This is a genomic window from Streptomyces sp. S465, assembly GCF_026898115.1.
GTDB lineage: Bacteria > Actinomycetota > Actinomycetes > Streptomycetales > Streptomycetaceae > Streptomyces > Streptomyces luomodiensis.
The window spans coordinates 6,189,996-6,204,758 of the sequence record NZ_CP114036.1; the positions used below are offsets into that span (position 1 = coordinate 6,189,996).

Annotated in this window: 14 protein-coding genes; 9 read left to right on the plus strand and 5 right to left on the minus strand. The window is 72.3% G+C overall.

Going from position 1 to position 14,763, the window contains the following annotated elements; all coding sequences use genetic code 11:
• Positions 1 to 113: 113 nt before the first annotated feature.
• Positions 114 to 371, minus strand: a complete 258-nt coding sequence (locus N6H00_RS26225; protein WP_268974289.1) for a mycoredoxin — start codon at positions 369 to 371, stop codon at positions 114 to 116.
• A gap of 168 nt (positions 372 to 539) precedes the next feature.
• Between N6H00_RS26225 and N6H00_RS26230 the strand changes: the two genes are divergently transcribed.
• From N6H00_RS26230 to N6H00_RS26245, 4 genes are all read left to right on the plus strand, one after another.
• Positions 540 to 2,834 carry an ATP-dependent DNA helicase UvrD2 gene (locus N6H00_RS26230; RefSeq protein ID WP_268974290.1) on the plus strand — a complete coding sequence of 765 codons (2,295 nt, stop codon included), beginning with the start codon at positions 540 to 542 and terminating at the stop codon, positions 2,832 to 2,834.
• 141 nt (positions 2,835 to 2,975) lie between these two features.
• Positions 2,976 to 3,242, plus strand: coding sequence for a hypothetical protein (locus tag N6H00_RS26235; RefSeq protein WP_268974291.1), 267 nt, complete (start codon positions 2,976 to 2,978; stop codon positions 3,240 to 3,242).
• Positions 3,243 to 3,357: 115 nt separating this feature from the next.
• The gene (locus tag N6H00_RS26240; RefSeq protein WP_329618557.1) at positions 3,358 to 3,720 is read left to right on the plus strand and encodes a WhiB family transcriptional regulator; all 363 of its coding nucleotides are present in this window, start codon (positions 3,358 to 3,360) and stop codon (positions 3,718 to 3,720) included.
• Entirely contained in the window at positions 3,717 to 4,028 is a 312-nt protein-coding gene (locus N6H00_RS26245; RefSeq protein WP_268974292.1) for a hypothetical protein, read from the plus strand. The genes N6H00_RS26240 and N6H00_RS26245 overlap by 4 nt, the downstream gene beginning before the upstream one ends.
• 205 nt (positions 4,029 to 4,233) lie before the next feature.
• Here the strand turns inward: N6H00_RS26245 and N6H00_RS26250 are convergent, their stop codons facing one another.
• Positions 4,234 to 5,691 (minus strand): ABC1 kinase family protein, encoded by a 1,458-nt coding sequence (locus tag N6H00_RS26250; RefSeq protein ID WP_268974293.1) that lies wholly within the window; start codon positions 5,689 to 5,691, stop codon positions 4,234 to 4,236.
• 76 nt (positions 5,692 to 5,767) lie between these two features.
• Positions 5,768 to 6,889 (minus strand): ThiF family adenylyltransferase, encoded by a 1,122-nt coding sequence (locus N6H00_RS26255; RefSeq protein WP_268974294.1) that lies wholly within the window; start codon positions 6,887 to 6,889, stop codon positions 5,768 to 5,770.
• Between the two features lie 299 nt (positions 6,890 to 7,188).
• Between N6H00_RS26255 and N6H00_RS26260 the strand changes: the two genes are divergently transcribed.
• From N6H00_RS26260 to N6H00_RS26275, 4 genes are all read left to right on the plus strand, one after another.
• Positions 7,189 to 7,824 (plus strand): M48 metallopeptidase family protein, encoded by a 636-nt coding sequence (locus N6H00_RS26260; RefSeq protein WP_268974295.1) that lies wholly within the window; start codon positions 7,189 to 7,191, stop codon positions 7,822 to 7,824.
• Between the two features lie 104 nt (positions 7,825 to 7,928).
• Positions 7,929 to 9,731 carry a TerD family protein gene (locus N6H00_RS26265; RefSeq protein ID WP_268974296.1) on the plus strand — a complete coding sequence of 601 codons (1,803 nt, stop codon included), beginning with the start codon at positions 7,929 to 7,931 and terminating at the stop codon, positions 9,729 to 9,731.
• Positions 9,732 to 9,742: 11 nt separating this feature from the next.
• Positions 9,743 to 10,426, plus strand: coding sequence for an AIM24 family protein (locus tag N6H00_RS26270; protein WP_268974297.1), 684 nt, complete (start codon positions 9,743 to 9,745; stop codon positions 10,424 to 10,426).
• A gap of 16 nt (positions 10,427 to 10,442) precedes the next feature.
• Positions 10,443 to 11,201 (plus strand): AIM24 family protein, encoded by a 759-nt coding sequence (locus N6H00_RS26275; protein WP_268974298.1) that lies wholly within the window; start codon positions 10,443 to 10,445, stop codon positions 11,199 to 11,201.
• A gap of 90 nt (positions 11,202 to 11,291) precedes the next feature.
• Here N6H00_RS26275 and N6H00_RS26280 read toward each other — a convergent pair whose 3' ends face one another.
• Both N6H00_RS26280 and N6H00_RS26285 read right to left on the minus strand, forming a co-directional pair.
• The gene (locus N6H00_RS26280) at positions 11,292 to 11,819 is read right to left on the minus strand and encodes an NUDIX hydrolase (RefSeq protein ID WP_268974299.1); all 528 of its coding nucleotides are present in this window, start codon (positions 11,817 to 11,819) and stop codon (positions 11,292 to 11,294) included.
• Positions 11,816 to 13,300, minus strand: a complete 1,485-nt coding sequence (locus tag N6H00_RS26285; RefSeq protein ID WP_268974300.1) for a zinc-dependent metalloprotease — start codon at positions 13,298 to 13,300, stop codon at positions 11,816 to 11,818. The genes N6H00_RS26280 and N6H00_RS26285 overlap by 4 nt, the downstream gene beginning before the upstream one ends.
• 191 nt (positions 13,301 to 13,491) lie before the next feature.
• Here N6H00_RS26285 and N6H00_RS26290 point away from each other — a divergent pair, with 191 nt between their 5' ends.
• Entirely contained in the window at positions 13,492 to 14,601 is a 1,110-nt protein-coding gene (locus N6H00_RS26290; RefSeq protein ID WP_268974301.1) for an NAD-dependent epimerase/dehydratase family protein, read from the plus strand.
• Positions 14,602 to 14,763: the final 162 nt, after the last annotated feature.

Here is a 14,763-nt window from a genome sequence, read left to right on the forward strand (position 1 = left end):
CAGATGTGCCCTTGCGCTGGCCCATCCCCTTCTGAAGGGCTGAGCAAGACAGCAGACGACCCCCGTCGAACTCGATGACGGGGGTCTCTTTGCGTGCGGTGGGGAGCGGGTCGTCAGGCGCTGAGCGCCTGCTTCACCTGAGCGAGGCTCGGGTTCGTCATCACGACTTCGGCGCCACCATTGGCGGGAACTACCTGAACCGTCGGCACCGTCTGGTTGCCGCCGTTCGCCTTCTCGACGAAGGCCGCGGACTCCGGGTCCTGCTCGATGTTGATCTCGGTGTAGGCGATCCCCTCGCGGTCCATCTGCCCCTTCAGACGGCGGCAGTAGCCGCACCAGGTGGTGCTGTACATCGTCACAGTGCCGGCCATCGGTCTTCGCTCTCCTCGGGGTCGTGGTGGGTGGGCAGAAGGTGAACGCTCACCTTTCGCCGGTCATTCCCGGCGTTCTCCTGCGTTCTGCGGCGTTCATACGACCGGAAGGCCATGGCTGTGGACAACCGGCACGGGCGTCCCCCAGGGACCTGGCAGCATGGCGGGGTGACTGCAGCAACGTCCTCCACTCTGTTCCCGCAGGGCTCCACACCGGGCACCTACGCGGCCACGCCGCGTGACGCCGACGCGGTGCTCGAGGGGCTCGACCCCGAGCAGCGCGAGGTGGCGACGTCCCTGCACGGCGCGGTGTGCGTGCTGGCCGGGGCCGGCACCGGCAAGACCCGCGCCATCACCCACCGGATCGCCTATGGGGTGCGCGCGGGCATACTCCAGCCCGCCAGTGTGCTGGCCGTCACCTTCACCAACCGCGCGGCGGGGGAGATGCGCGGCCGGCTGCGGCAGCTCGGCGCCGGCGGGGTGCAGGCGCGCACCTTCCACTCCGCGGCCCTGCGCCAGCTGCAGTACTTCTGGCCCAAGGCGGTCGGCGGTGAGGTGCCGCGGCTGGTCGAGCGCAAGGTGCAGCTCGTGGCCGAGGCCGCCGCGCGGTGCCGGGTCCGGCTGGACCGCAATGAGCTGCGGGACGTGACCGGCGAGATCGAATGGTCGAAGGTCACCCAGACCGTGCCCGAGGACTATCCGGCCGCGGCCGCCAAATCCGGCCGGGAGGCCCCCCGCGACGCCGCCGAGATCGGCCGGATCTACGCCACCTATGAGCAGCTGAAGCGCGACCGCGGCGTGATCGACTTCGAGGATGTGCTGCTGCTCACGGTCGGTGTGCTCCAGGAGCGGCCGGACATCGCCGATCAGGTGCGCCGCCAGTACCAGCACTTCGTGGTCGACGAGTACCAGGACGTCAGCCCGCTCCAGCAGCGGCTGCTGGATCTGTGGCTCGGTGAGCGGGACAGCCTGTGCGTGGTCGGCGACGCCAGCCAGACCATCTACTCCTTCACCGGCGCCACCCCCGACCATCTGCTGAACTTCCGCATCCGCCATCCCCGGGCCACGGTGGTCAAGCTGATCCGGGACTACCGCTCCACCCCGCAGGTGGTGCACCTGGCCAACGGACTGCTCTCCCAGGCCCGCGGCCGCGCCGCCGAGCACCGGCTGGAGCTGGTCTCCCAGCGGGAGCCGGGCCCCGACCCGGTCTACACCGCCTACGCGGACGAGCCGGCCGAGGCCGAGGGCACCGCCCGCCGGATCCGTGAGCTGATCACCCCGGTGGAGCAGGGGGGCGGCGGCGTCCCGCCGAGCCAGATCGCGGTCCTCTACCGGGTCAACGCCCAGTCGGAGCTGTACGAGCAGGCCCTGGCCGACGCCCAGGTGCCCTATCAGCTGCGCGGCGCCGAGCGGTTCTTCGAGCGGCCCGAGGTGCGCGAGGCGGGGCTGCTGCTGCGCGGCGCGGCCCGCGGCGGAAGCGCCGACCCGGCCCTGGAGGACGCGGACATCCCGTCCCAGGTGCGGGCCGTGCTGGGCACCCGGGGCTGGACGCCCGAGCCCCCGGCGGGGTCCGGCGCGGTGCGCGATCGCTGGGAGTCCCTGGCCGCCCTGGTGCGGCTCGCCGAGGACTTCGCGCGGAGCCGGCCCGGGGCCACGCTGTCCGATCTGGTGGCGGAGCTCGACGAGCGGGCGGCGGCGCAGCACGCCCCCACCGTCGAAGGCGTGACCCTCGCCTCACTCCACGCGGCCAAGGGCCTCGAATGGGACGCCGTCTTCCTGGTCGGTCTCACCGAGGGCATGATGCCGATCACCTACGCCAAGACGGAGCCGCAGATCGAGGAGGAACGTCGGCTGCTCTATGTGGGGGTCACCCGCGCCCGTCGGCATCTGACGCTGTCCTGGGCGCTCTCGCGGACTCCGGGCGGCCGGGCCTCCCGTCGCCCCACCCGCTTTCTCAACGGGCTGCGGCCCGGCTCCCAGGCCCTGGGCGCCCGTACCCCGGGCGGGGGCGGCGGGATCGAGCGCGGGACGGCGGCCCCGGGCGGGGGCGGCGCGGTGCGCAGGCGGCGCGGTCCGGTCCACTGCCGGGTGTGCGGCCGGGTGCTGACCGACGCGGGCGAGATGAAGCTGATGCGCTGCGAGGACTGCCCGTCCGAGCTGGACGAGGCGCTCTATGAGCGGCTGCGCGACTGGCGGGCGGAGCAGGCGGGGCTGCTGGGGCAGCCGGCCTACTGCGTGTTCACCGACAAGACGCTGCTGGCGATCGCCGAGGCCGCTCCGGGAACCGCATCGGAGCTCGTCGGCATCTCTGGTGTCGGAAGACGGAAGCTCGACCGGTTCGGAGCCGACGTTCTCGCGCTGTGCGCGGGCCGGGAACTGCCCTCGGCATGCGATGGCGAGGGGAGCGGCGGTGCCGGAGGAAGCCATTCGGGTGAGCCTTGGCAAAACTCGACGGAAAAATAGTTTGCGCGCGTGGAGGCCATACCCATAGCCTTCCGAGCACGGAGACAACGCCCCTTCCGGGAGCCGAGGATTCCGTGTTGTACTGAACACCCCGGACTGGTTTCGATCGGTCCCCGAGACGCCGAGAGGAGGCGAAGACCAATGATCAGCTTCATCAACACCATCAAAATGGCCGATCGATCGGTCGTCGCCACCTGCCTGCTCGGCGCCGCACTTCCTGGCACCGGTATGTCCGGCGCCAATGAGGCGCGTCTCAGCGAGCGACCGATCCAGGCACCTGCGGTAGCGGCAGCGGCACGGGCAATCGCCTATGCCTTTGCGGCCAATGGTGCCGAATCCCGGGCGCAGCAGCAGCACCACAAGACGTGGGCCTTCCGCAGGCTCGAACCCTGGAGTTATCCAGCCTGATACAGGATCAGGTCGGCACCTTCCAGGGCCGCGGAACCCACACCGGGATCCGCGGCCCTTTTGATTTGCCACAGCCCGGCCAACAGCCGGACCGAAGAGACGAGGAACACACACCGTGCAACTCAACGCACCCGCCCCGTCCGCATCGACCGACCTGAACCGCCCGCCTGACCCTTCGGAGGACTCCTTGACCCCGCTCACCGCCCTCACCGAACTCGATGAGGCCATCGACAACCTGGGTGTAGCCGTTCCGTGCCGTTCGTACGACCCGGAGGTCTTCTTCGCCGAGTCCCCGGCCGACGTCGAGTACGCGAAGTCGCTGTGTCAGACCTGCCCGCTGCGTGAGGCATGCCTCGCCGGGGCCAAGGACCGCCGTGAGCCCTGGGGCGTCTGGGGTGGCGAGCTCTTCGTCCAGGGCGTGGTGGTGGCCCGCAAGCGGCCGCGTGGCCGCCCGCGTAAGAACCCGGTCGCGGCATGAGCACCATCGGCACCATCGATCGCCCAGCGACGCACGACCCCATGAAGCAGGTCCCGACGATGACCCCACCGGTCTCCGAAACCCCCGCACCTGATACCTCCGGCGCGCCCGAGTCGCGCCAGAACAGGAACCGAGAGATGCAACTCATCCAAGAAGCCCTGGCGCGTGCGCATATGCACGACCGGCTGCATGAAGCCGAGTCCGAACGAAGGGCCGTTCGGCTCGCCGCCGCCCGCCGGATGCAGCGCCGCGCGGAGCGCGCCTCGCGCCGCGCCCGCCGCGCCCTGGCCATGGCCGTCATGCAGTGACCATGTGCGGCACCGACCACACACAGGGCTGATACGCAGACGCGCCGACCAGGTCATACACCGACCTGTCGCGCGACCCCGGGGGCCGGTCCGATCGGACCGGCCCTTCGGCTGTCCCGGAGCGGCCGCGCTCCGGGCGAACGCCCGCCCGGTGGCGGAGGCGCGGGGCAGAGGCCCGGCCGGGCGGGCGCGGCCGGGCGCGAGCTCAGGCCGTCTCGGTGCCCTGCCCGGCGTCGGCCTTCTCGGCGCCTTCCCCGACGCGGTCCTCGGCGTTGTCCGCGGCGCGGTCCTCGGCGTGGTCCGTGGCGCGGTCCTCGGACGCCGGGCCCACCGCGAAGCCGGGTACCCATGCCTCCAGCTCATTCCGCATCCGCACCGCGGCGCCCAGCTGGCACAGCACCCCGATCGTGCTCAGGGTCACCCGGTGAATCAGCAGATAGGCGGGCGGCAGGTTCAGTTGATTGCCCAGCTCGTAGACGGGGGAGCGACGATCGGCCATCCGCGCCGCCTGGCTGCGCAGCCACTGCCGGTCGAAGACGAACACATCGGTCTGGGCCGGTTCGAGCATCGGCAGCAGGAAGTCCAGCAGATCGTCGGGGTCGATCTCGATCGTCGGCTTGACGAACCCCTCCTCGCGCATCAGCTCGTAGACCCCCGCGGCGTCGCCGTCGAGCGCCAGGCGCAGCGCGACGCCGATGGGCTCCGGGAGCCCTTCGGGGAGCCGGTTCACCGAGCCGAAGTCCAGAACCCCCAGCTTCCACCGCTCCGGCGGCCCGTCCGGGTCGTCACCGGTCAGCAGCCGGAAGTTCCCCGGATGCGGATCGGCGTGCAGCAGCCCGGTGCGGGACGCCCCCGAGAACAGAAAGCGGGCCAGCAGCTGTCCGGCGCGATCCCGCTCCTCCTGTGTGCCGTCGGCTATCACCTCGGAGAGCGGTATCCCCTCCATCCATTCGGTGATCAGTATCTGATCGCTCTGGTGCACCACCTCGGGCACCACGATCTCCGCGTCCTGCGCGTACTCCTCCGCATGGGCCCGCTGGGACGCGGCCTCCAGCTCGTAGTCCAGCTCCTCGGCGACGCGCTCGCGCAACTCCGCGATCAGCGGCTTGATGTCCAGCCCCGGCACCAGCGGACCCAGCACCCGGGCGAACCGGCTCAGTTGGTTGAGGTCGGACAGCAGCGCCTCGCCCGCCCCCGGGTACTGCACCTTGACCGCCACCGTGCGCCCGTCGTGCCAGACCGCCCGGTGGACCTGCCCGATCGAGGCGGCCGCCGCCGGCTTGTCCTCGAATTCCTGGAACAGCTCCGCCCAGTCCGGCCCCAGCCGCTCCGCCAGCGCCGCGTGGACCGTGCGCGTGGGCATGGGAGGGGCCGCTTCCTGGAGCTTGGTCAGGGCCGCCCGGTAGTGCTTGGCTATCTCCTCGGGCAGCGCCGACTCGAAGACCGACATGGCCTGGCCGAGCTTCATGGCCCCGCCCTTGAGCTCGCCGAGGACCTTGAACATCTGCTCGGCGGTACGCTGCTGGACCTCGCGTGCGACGATCTCCGCCGGCCGCCCCCCTATCCGCTTCCCGAGCCCCCACGTGGCGCGCCCCGCGAATCCCAAGGGCAGCGTCGCCAGTTTGGCGGTACGGGTGATCGCCTTGCGCGGCAGATCGGTCATGCGCCCCTCCAACTACAGCCGTGCCATTCCGGGGATGTGGCCCCCGGCCCCCCGTCGCCCCATGTGCAGGCGTCGGTCACCCGGACATTGTCGCGTGCGATGCCTCTGCGGCCGAGGCATATACGGCATCCTCCTCCCCGGCCGCCCCGCAGCCGCATCCGGGATGTGCTTCGACCGGACGCGCCTCCCAGACGAGAGAGGGGAGCGCCAACTCCCACCGGACCCCCGCGCCCCCGGAGGGCCGACCGTCCAGGAAGGCCAGCGCCTGCACTGCCGCGAACCCCGCCACCACCATCGCCAGCGCCGCGTCACAGGCCGGGGCGGTCCGCCGGCGGCCGGACCGCCACTGCGCGAGCATCCGTGGCCAGGCGGGCTCCCGCTCGGCACGGCCCGCCGCGGCGCAGCCCGCACAGGGCGAGATACCCGGCACCACCAGCGGTCCCACCACCCCGGTGGCCTCGATGACCCCCGCGTAGAGATGGGGGGTCCCGGAGGCGAGCAGCGGCTCGGCCGGCTCCGGCGCCGGTGCGTACGCCGCGAGGCCGTCACGCGGGGCGATCACCACAAGGGCCAGCCCCGGCTCCCCCGCGGAGGTCCGCTCCCGCGCCGGGCTGCGCGGGAGCGGACCGGGCGCGGCCTGTCGCACCACGCGGCGCGCGGCCAGATCCCGCCGCTCCCCGATCTGATCCGCCGACAGCCCGCCGGGAGCCACATCCCAGGGCTCGACACGGCCCCCGTCCACCACATCGACCCGGCCGATCCCCTCGGCCGACAGCACGGCCGCGACCGCCGCCCCGACCCGCCCGGCGCCCCGGACCTGCACTCGCGTGGCCCGCCGGGCGGCGAGCAGCCGCGCGGCCGCCCCGGGCTCGGGATGCAGCACCGACAGCGAGCCCGCGTCCGGCCGCAGCCGGTCCAGGGCCGCGGCGGGCTCACCGCCGTCCCTCGGCTCGTCCAGCAGACCGGCCGCCGCCAGCCGGTCCACCAGTGCGTCGGCCCGCCCCTCCGGCAGTCCGATGGCTCGGGCCTCCTGCCGCAGCAGCGGCAGACCGCGCGTGCCGTCCAGCAGCTCCAGGAAGCTGCCCGTGGCCGTGTCCACCGGCCCCATCACCACCGCATGCGCGCGGGCCACCCCGAACTGCACCGTGTCCCGACTGCGCCAGCCCCGCCGCAGCGCGGGCTTGAGCATGGGATGCATCCCCGTTCCCCCCGTCGATGATGTATGTATGTTCGAGTCGAATCTTGCCTGTTCATGTGATGTCGTCATGAGCTGTGCCGGTTCGCTTCCGTTGAACCGCCCTCAGCATGCGGGTTGGTGCGGTTGCTCCGCGGAACGTTGTCCACAGGCCGTGGAATAAGTCGTACTAGTCCGGCTGTACAACCCCGGTCAGCCCATTCCCGCCCAGTCGTACAAGCCGTGCACACCGTGGAGTGGTTCGGTTCGCAACCGACGTGCGGGGCGGGACTTCCCCGGCTGCCAGCGGGTAACGTCGGGGCGTGTCCGCCGATCCGTCCCCTCGCACCGCGGCCGAGAACCCCTCGCGCGGCGCCGCGAGCGCACCGCGCACCGTCCCGAGCCCGCCGAGCCGAGGCGCGGGCGCGAGCGCGAGCGCGGTCGAGGTCCGCCGGAGCACCCGGCGGCGCAGGACGGTCTCCGCCTATCGCGAGGGCGACCGCACCGTCGTCCTCATCCCCGCCCGGATGTCGGAGGCGGAGGAGCGGCGCTGGGTGAGCGTCATGCTGGAGAAGCTGGCGGCGCAGGAGAGCAAGCGGATGCTGGGCGACGCGGAACTGGCCGCCCGCGCCGAGTGGCTCTCCGGCCAGTACCTGGACGGGCGGGCCCGGCCCGCCTCCGTCCGCTGGGTCACCAACCAGAACACCCGATGGGGGTCGTGCACCCCCGCCGAGGGCAGCATCCGGCTCTCGCACCGGCTCCAGGGCATGCCGGAGTACGTCGTGGACTACGTGCTCCTCCACGAACTGGCCCATCTGCTGGTGCCGGGGCACGGACGGCGTTTCTGGCAGCTCCTGGAGGCGTATCCGCGGACCGAGCGGGCGCGGGGCTACCTCGAAGGGGTGGTCGCCGCCGGGCGGTTGCCGTACCTTTCCGGGGCCGGGGACGACCAGCCGTGAGGGAACCACGCCCGGCTCTCCAACGTCGCTCATAGTCGGCGGCAGCGGCTAGCCTGGCGCGACAAACGCACTCACCGTATCGGGATGGGGGACGGTCCTCACGTATGGCCAGGGAATTCCAGCGGGGCCACAAGGCCAGGATCAGTGATCTGACGGCCGGGAGGGATCTGTACGTCGGGGTGCAGATCGCCGGACCCGGCCTGAGCTTCGACATCAGCTGCTTCGGTCTCGATGCCAACGAGCGGCTGTCGGACGACCGCTACTTCATCTTCTACAACCAGCCGAAATCCCCTGAAGAAGCGATACAGCAACTCGGGGCGCAGGCCGGTGACACGGACTCGTTCCGCGTCACGCTCGACAGCATCCCGTCCACCATCCAGAAGCTCTCCTTCACCGCGACCATCGACGGCGCCGGGCAGATGTCGCAGATCGGTCCCGGCTACCTCCGGATCGTCGCGGGCGGCGAGGAGGTGGCCCGGTACTCCTTCACCGGCTCGGAGTTCAGCACCGAACGCGCGGTGATGCTGGGCGACTTCTACCTCAAGGACGTGTGGCGGTTCGCCGCCGTCGGTCAGGGCTTCGACGGCGGACTGGAGGCGCTGCTGAAGAACTTCGGCGGTGAGGTGGCCGAGGAGGAGCCCGCCCCCGCGCCCGCCCAGGGCGCCGCGCCCGGCTTCGCACCGCCCGGCCAGGCGGCTCCCGCCCCCGGCTTCGCACCCCCGGCCGCGACCGCACCCCCGGCCGCTCCGGCCCCGCCCGCACCGCAGCCCGCCCCCGCCTTCGGCGCTCCCCAGGCAGCGCCGCCCCAGGGGCCGCCGCCTCAGGCATCACCGCCCCAGGGGCCGACGCCCCAGGGGATGCCCTCCCCGGGCACGCCTCCGCAGGGCACGCCGCACGGCACCCCGCCCCAGGGCACGCCCCCGCAGGGCGTCCAGCCGCCCGTCCCCGGCACCCCGCAGATGCACGGCGCCCCGACCATCGCCGCGCCCATGGCGCCGCCCGGCCAGGTCCCGCCCCCGGGTCAGGTCCCGCCGCCCGCTCCACCGGGCCAGTTCCCGGGCCAGCAGCCCCAGTTCGGCCAGCCGCCGGGCCAGACCCCGCCCGCCCCCGCGCCGTACGGCCAGCCACCCGCCCAGCCGTATCCGGGCCAGCCCGGCCAGCCCGCCCAGCCGTACCCCGGTCAGCCCGCCCCTTACGGCGGCCAGGGCCAGCCACAGGCCATGGGCGTGCCCCAGGGCGGTGGCGCGCCCGGGGTCCAGGCCGCGCTCGCCCAGTACCGCGAGGCGCCCACCGGTCAGCGCTGGACGCCGCAGAACCCCCGGATGATGAGGGTCGACCTCGGCGTCGGCGGACAGCCCGTGCTCGCCCGCCAGGGCACGATGGTGCTCTACCAGGGCAAGGTCGACTTCAGCTACAAGGGCGCCGGCTTCCGCGGCCGGATCGTCGGCAACGCGACCGGCCAGGAGATGCAGCTGATGCGTTGCACCGGCCAGGGCCAGGTCTTCCTCGCCGAGAACGCCGCCGAACTCCACCCGATCGAGCTCCAGGGCGACGCCATCTGTGTGGCCGCCGAGAACGTGCTCGCCTTCGACGAGTCGCTGCACCACGAGGTGCGCCGGATCGAGGGCCACGGCATCCCCGGCGGCGCGCTGTTCACCCTCCAGTTCCAGGGCACCGGCACCGTCGTGGTGAAGACCGAGGGCACGCCGGTCGTCCTCCCGGTCACCCCGACCACCTTCGTCGACAGCAACGCCATCGTGGCGTGGTCCGCCGGAGCACAGGTGATCATCTCCAGCCAGGTGCGGCTGCGCCGCAGCGCCTACCCCGGACACAGCGGGGAGACCGTGAACCTCCAGTTCCGTGGTGCGCCCGGCAACTTCATCGTCGTCCAGCCCTACGAGGTCTGAGGGAGCCCGTCATGGACCAGCAAATGATCTCGGGCTTCGCCCCCGCCCCGGTCGCCGCCCGTATGGAGAACCACGGCGCCAGCATGCTCAAGGTCGCCATGCAGAGCGGCCAGGACCTCTTCGCCCGCACCGGCTCGATGGTGGCCTACGAGGGCTTCGTCCAGTACGAGCCCAACCCGCCCGCGGTACGTCAGATGGCCTCCCAGTGGCTCACCGGTGAGGGCGCCCCGCTGATGCGGTGCAGCGGCGACGGGCTGCTCTACCTCGCCGACTACGGGGCCAACGTCGTCTGCATCAACCTCAACGGCGACGCACTGTCGGTCAACGGCACCAACCTCCTGGCCTTCGACGCGCACCTCCAGTGGGGCGTCGAACGGGTCAAGGGCATCGCCAAGTTCGCCGGGCAGGGCCTGTTCAACGTGGGCGTCTCCGGCACCGGCTGGGTCGCCCTGACCTCCCGCGGCAATCCCATCGTCGTCGACTGCGGCCGTGGCGAGGACGAGACCTATGTGGACCCGGACGCGCTCGTGGCCTGGTCCTCCGGGCTCAAGGTGAAGGGCAAGCGCAGCTTCAAGGCGTCGTCCCTGATCGGCCGGGGCAGCGGCGAGGCGTATCAGCTCGGCTTCTCCGGGCAGGGCTTCGTCGTCGTACAGCCCAGTGAGGACAGCACCGACCGGCTCCGGGCCCGGGGCTGAGGGGGAGGGACACCAGATGCAGAGCCCGCTTTTCGCCTTCACCGAGGCCCAGACACAGGACCGCTACGCGCTCCAGAACCCGCACCTGCTGCGGGTCGCCCTGAGCGGCCATGAGGATGTGCTCGCCCGTAAGGGCAGCATGGTCGCCTACCAGGGGCTCATGGAGTTCGACGGTGAGTACCAGACGCCGGGGCAGCGCAGCGCGCGGAGCCGCTCCGGTGAGGGCCTGGACCTGATGCGCTGCTCCGGGCAGGGCACGGTCTACCTGGCCAACCTCGCCCAGCACATCCATGTGATGGACGTGGACCACGAGGGGCTGACCGTCGACAGCTCCTATGTGCTCGCGCTCGACTCCACGCTGCACTGGGAGACGATCGCGGTGGACAGCCAGTACGGGATCTCCGGATCCGGTAAGTACAACCTCAACATCTCCGGCCAGGGCAAGGTCGCGCTGATGACCTCGGGGGAGCCGCTGCTGCTCCAGATCACCCCTGACAAGTACGTCAGCGTCGACGCGGACGCCATCGTCGCCTGGTCCAGCTCGCTGCGGGTCCAGATGCAGGCGCAGACGCACTCCTCGGGCGTCTGGCGGCGGCGCGGCAACACGGGCGAGGGCTGGGAGCTCAGCTTCCTCGGCCAGGGCTATGCCCTGGTGCAGCCCAGCGAGCTGCTGCCGCCGCAGAACGCGGTGATCGGGGGCGGTATGGCCGCGCAGTTCGGCATGGGCCAGCAGGGCGCCCGCGGGCAGAACCAGGGCAACATCTTCAGCAACTGACCGGGACCACCGACGCGACGGCCGCGGACCCTCTCGGGTCCGCGGCCGCCTCGCGCTCCAGGCTCGCTCCGGTTCGCCCCGGCTCGCTCCTCAGATCAGCGCACGTGTGCGCGTCACCAGGTGCCGCACCGACTCATCGGCCACGCCGGCCACCTCCGCGTAGCCGAACCAGCGCAGGTCCAGCGACTCGTCGCTGATCGCCGCCACCGCGCCCCGGGGCGCCACCGCCGCGTACTGGACGTCCAGGTGCCAGGCGCAGGGGGTGTGGTGCCGGTCGAGCCGCACCGGGCCGCCGGGGAGCAGCGTCAGCCCCTCGATCCCGGACTCCTCGGTGGCCTCGCGCAGCGCCGCGCCCGCGAGCGTGGTGTCGTCCGGCTCGCAGTGGCCGCCCATCTGGAGCCACATCCGCAGCTTCCGGTGCAGGGTGAGCAGCACGCGGTCCCGGTCCGGGTCGATCACCAGCGCGCTCGCCGTGATGTGGCCGGCCGTGCACGCCTTCCACATGCCGTCCGGGTAGGCGGCCAGATGGTCGCCGTACTGCCGCCGCAGCCGCTCCTGGGCGGCGTCGGGCGCGGGCCACTCGGTGAGCACCCGCGCCGCGTCCTGGTGCAGACTCACTTCTCGCCGTCGCCCCGGTCGTCGTCCTTACGGTCCTCACGGTTCTCGCGGCTCTCACGGTCCTCGCGCTCCTTGCGGAGGCCGGGACGGTCGGGGCCGTCCTTGTGGGCCCCGCCGCCCGCCGCCTCGCCGAGCATCTTGTCCAGCTCGGAGAAGTCCAGCTGCTCACGGTGGACGAAGCCGTCCGGGTCGTCGAGGTCCTGCGCCGTCGGCAGCATGTCCGGGTGCGCCCACAGCCCGTCGCGCCCCTCCAGGCCGCGCGCGTCGGTCAGGGAGGCCCACAGCCGGGAGGCGTCCCGCAGCCGGCGCGGCCGCAGCTCCAGGCCGATCAGCGTGGCGAAGGTCTGCTCGGCGGGGCCGCCGCTCGCCCGGCGCCGCCGCAGCGTCTCGCGCAGGGCGTCGGCGGACGGCAGATGCGGCTTGGCGGCGGCGTGCACCACCGCGTCCACCCAGCCCTCCACGAGGGCCAGAGCGGTCTCCAGACGGGCCAGCGCGGACTTCTGCTCGGGAGTGTCCTCGGGCTGGAACATGCCCTGTTGCAGCGCCTCCTGGAGCTGCTCGGGGTGGGTCGGATCCAGCTGGCCGACCGCGTCCTCGAGCTTGGCGGTGTCGACCTTGATGCCGCGGGCGTACCCCTCGACCGCGCCGAAGAGGTGCGAGCGCAGCCACGGCACATGGGCGAACAGCCGCTGATGGGCCGCCTCGCGCAGCGCCAGGTACAGCCGGACCTCCTCCTTGGGCACGCCGAGACCGGAGCCGAGCACCGCGATGTTGACCGGCAGCAGCGCCGCCTTGCCCGCCGGGCCCAGCGGCAGCCCGATGTCGGTCGAGCCGACCACCTCGCCGGCCAGCACGCCCAGGGCCTGCCCGATCTGGGTGCCGAACATGGCGCCGCCCATGGAGCGCATCATCCCGAGCAGCGGGCCGGCCATGGCCTGCATCTCCTCGGGGAGCACATCGCCCATGGCGGCACCGACCCGCTCGGCGACCGGGTCCACCAGGTCCTTCCACACCGGCAGGGTCGCCTCGACCCATTCGGCGCGGCTCCAGGCCACCGCGCTCGCGGAGCCGGAGGGCAGCGAGGTGACGCCGTCCAGCCACAGGTCCGCCAGGCGCACGGCCTCCTGGACCGCGTCCCGGTCGGTGGGGCCGACGCTCTCGTCCTTGCTGCCGTCGGCGGTGCCGCGTGCGACGGTCTGCCGGGCGATGTCCTTGGCCATGTCCCAGTTCACCGGGCCGCCCTCGTAGGAGAGCATCTGCCCCAGCTGCTGGAAGGCGGCGCCCAGGTCGCCCGGGTTCAGCGAACCGAACATCGCGGCGAACGGATTCTCCGCACCGCCGCCCGCGCCACCGGTGCCGCCGCCGAACCCGAAGGGATTCGGGGGGCCCTGCTCGCCGCCCTGGCCGCCCTTCTTCTTGCCGTCGTCGCCGTCCTCCGGCTCCTCCGGCGGGAGGCCGAATCCGAATGGGGTGTCACTCACGGGTTTCCTCGGCTCGTTGGGCCACCGGCCCTGGGCCGGTGGCGGATGCCCGACATCACCACCCAGCCTAGACACCTCGCCGGTTTCCGGGCTCGGTGCTTCGCTGATCGCCGCCCTGCGGCAGGATGGACGTCACCTGGTACGTATGCGTGCATGCGCTGCGTACTGAAGACAACCGCTGGAGACGCCCGGTGAGTTCCCCAGACCGAGAAGTTCGCGTTGCGCGAAACGATACGGCCCCTGCCGCACGACGCCCCGTCGTGGCGGTGACCGGTGCCGCCTCGGGCCCAGGTGCCCTGCTCACGCAGCGGCTCGCGGAGTCCGAAGAGGTCAAGCAGGTCCTGGCCATCGATGAACGCCGCGGTGAGGTGACCGAGGCGCAGTGGCATGTGCTGGACGTCCGCGATCCGGCCATCGCCGAGAAGCTGCGCGGCGCGGATGTGGTGGTCCACCTCGCCGTCGACCTGGACCTGGGCACCGACCCCGCCGCCCGCACCGCCTACAACGTGCGCGGCACCCAGACCGTCCTGACGGCCGCCGCGGCGGCCGGGGTGCGCCGGGTGGTGCTGTGCACCTCCGCGATGGTCTACGGGGCGCTGCCCGACAACGACGTGCCGCTCGCCGAGGACGCGGAGCTGAGGGCGACCGCCGAGGCCACCGGCGTCGGCGATCTGCTGGAGATCGAGCGGCTGGGGGAGCGTGCGCCCCGGGCGCATCCGGGGCTGAACGTGACCGTGGTGCGCCCGGCGGTCCTGGTCGGCGGCACGGACACCGCGCTCACCCGCTATTTCGAGTCACCGCGGCTGCTGGTGGTCGCCGGGTCCCGTCCCACCTGGCAGTTCTGTCATGTGGAGGACCTGGTCGGCGCCCTGGAGTACGCCGCCCTGGAGAAGGTCGAGGGTGAGCTCGCGGTCGGCTGCGAGGGCTGGCTGGAGCAGGAGGAGGTCGAGGAGCTGTCCGGCATCCGGCGCATGGAGCTGCCGTCGGCGGTCGCCCTGGGTGCCGCCTCCCGGCTGCACCGGCTCGGTCTGACGCCGTCCCCGGCCGGAGACCTCGCGTACACGATGCACCCCTGGGCGGTCAGCGGCAGCAGGCTGCACGCGGCGGGCTGGCGGCCGCGCTGGACCAACGAGGAGGTCCTGGCGGAGCTGCTGGAGGAGGTCGCAGGCCGCCATACGGTCGCCGGCCGGCGCCTGGGCCGTAAGGACGCCACGACGCTGGGCGCCGCGGGCGCGACGGTGGCCCTGGTGGGCACCGCGGCGATCGTGCGCCGCGCCCGTAAGGCGCGCCGCCGGGCCTGACGCGGCCCGGCAGGAGGGTGCACCACCTGGCTCGGCGCGGGCTCGGCGAGGGTCTGGCGAGGGTTTGGCGAGGGCGCGGCCGGAAGATGTTTTCCGGGATTCGACATCCGGTTGTTTCATTCATTCCACTCATTCCACGAGCGCGGGACGGTACGGCACGAT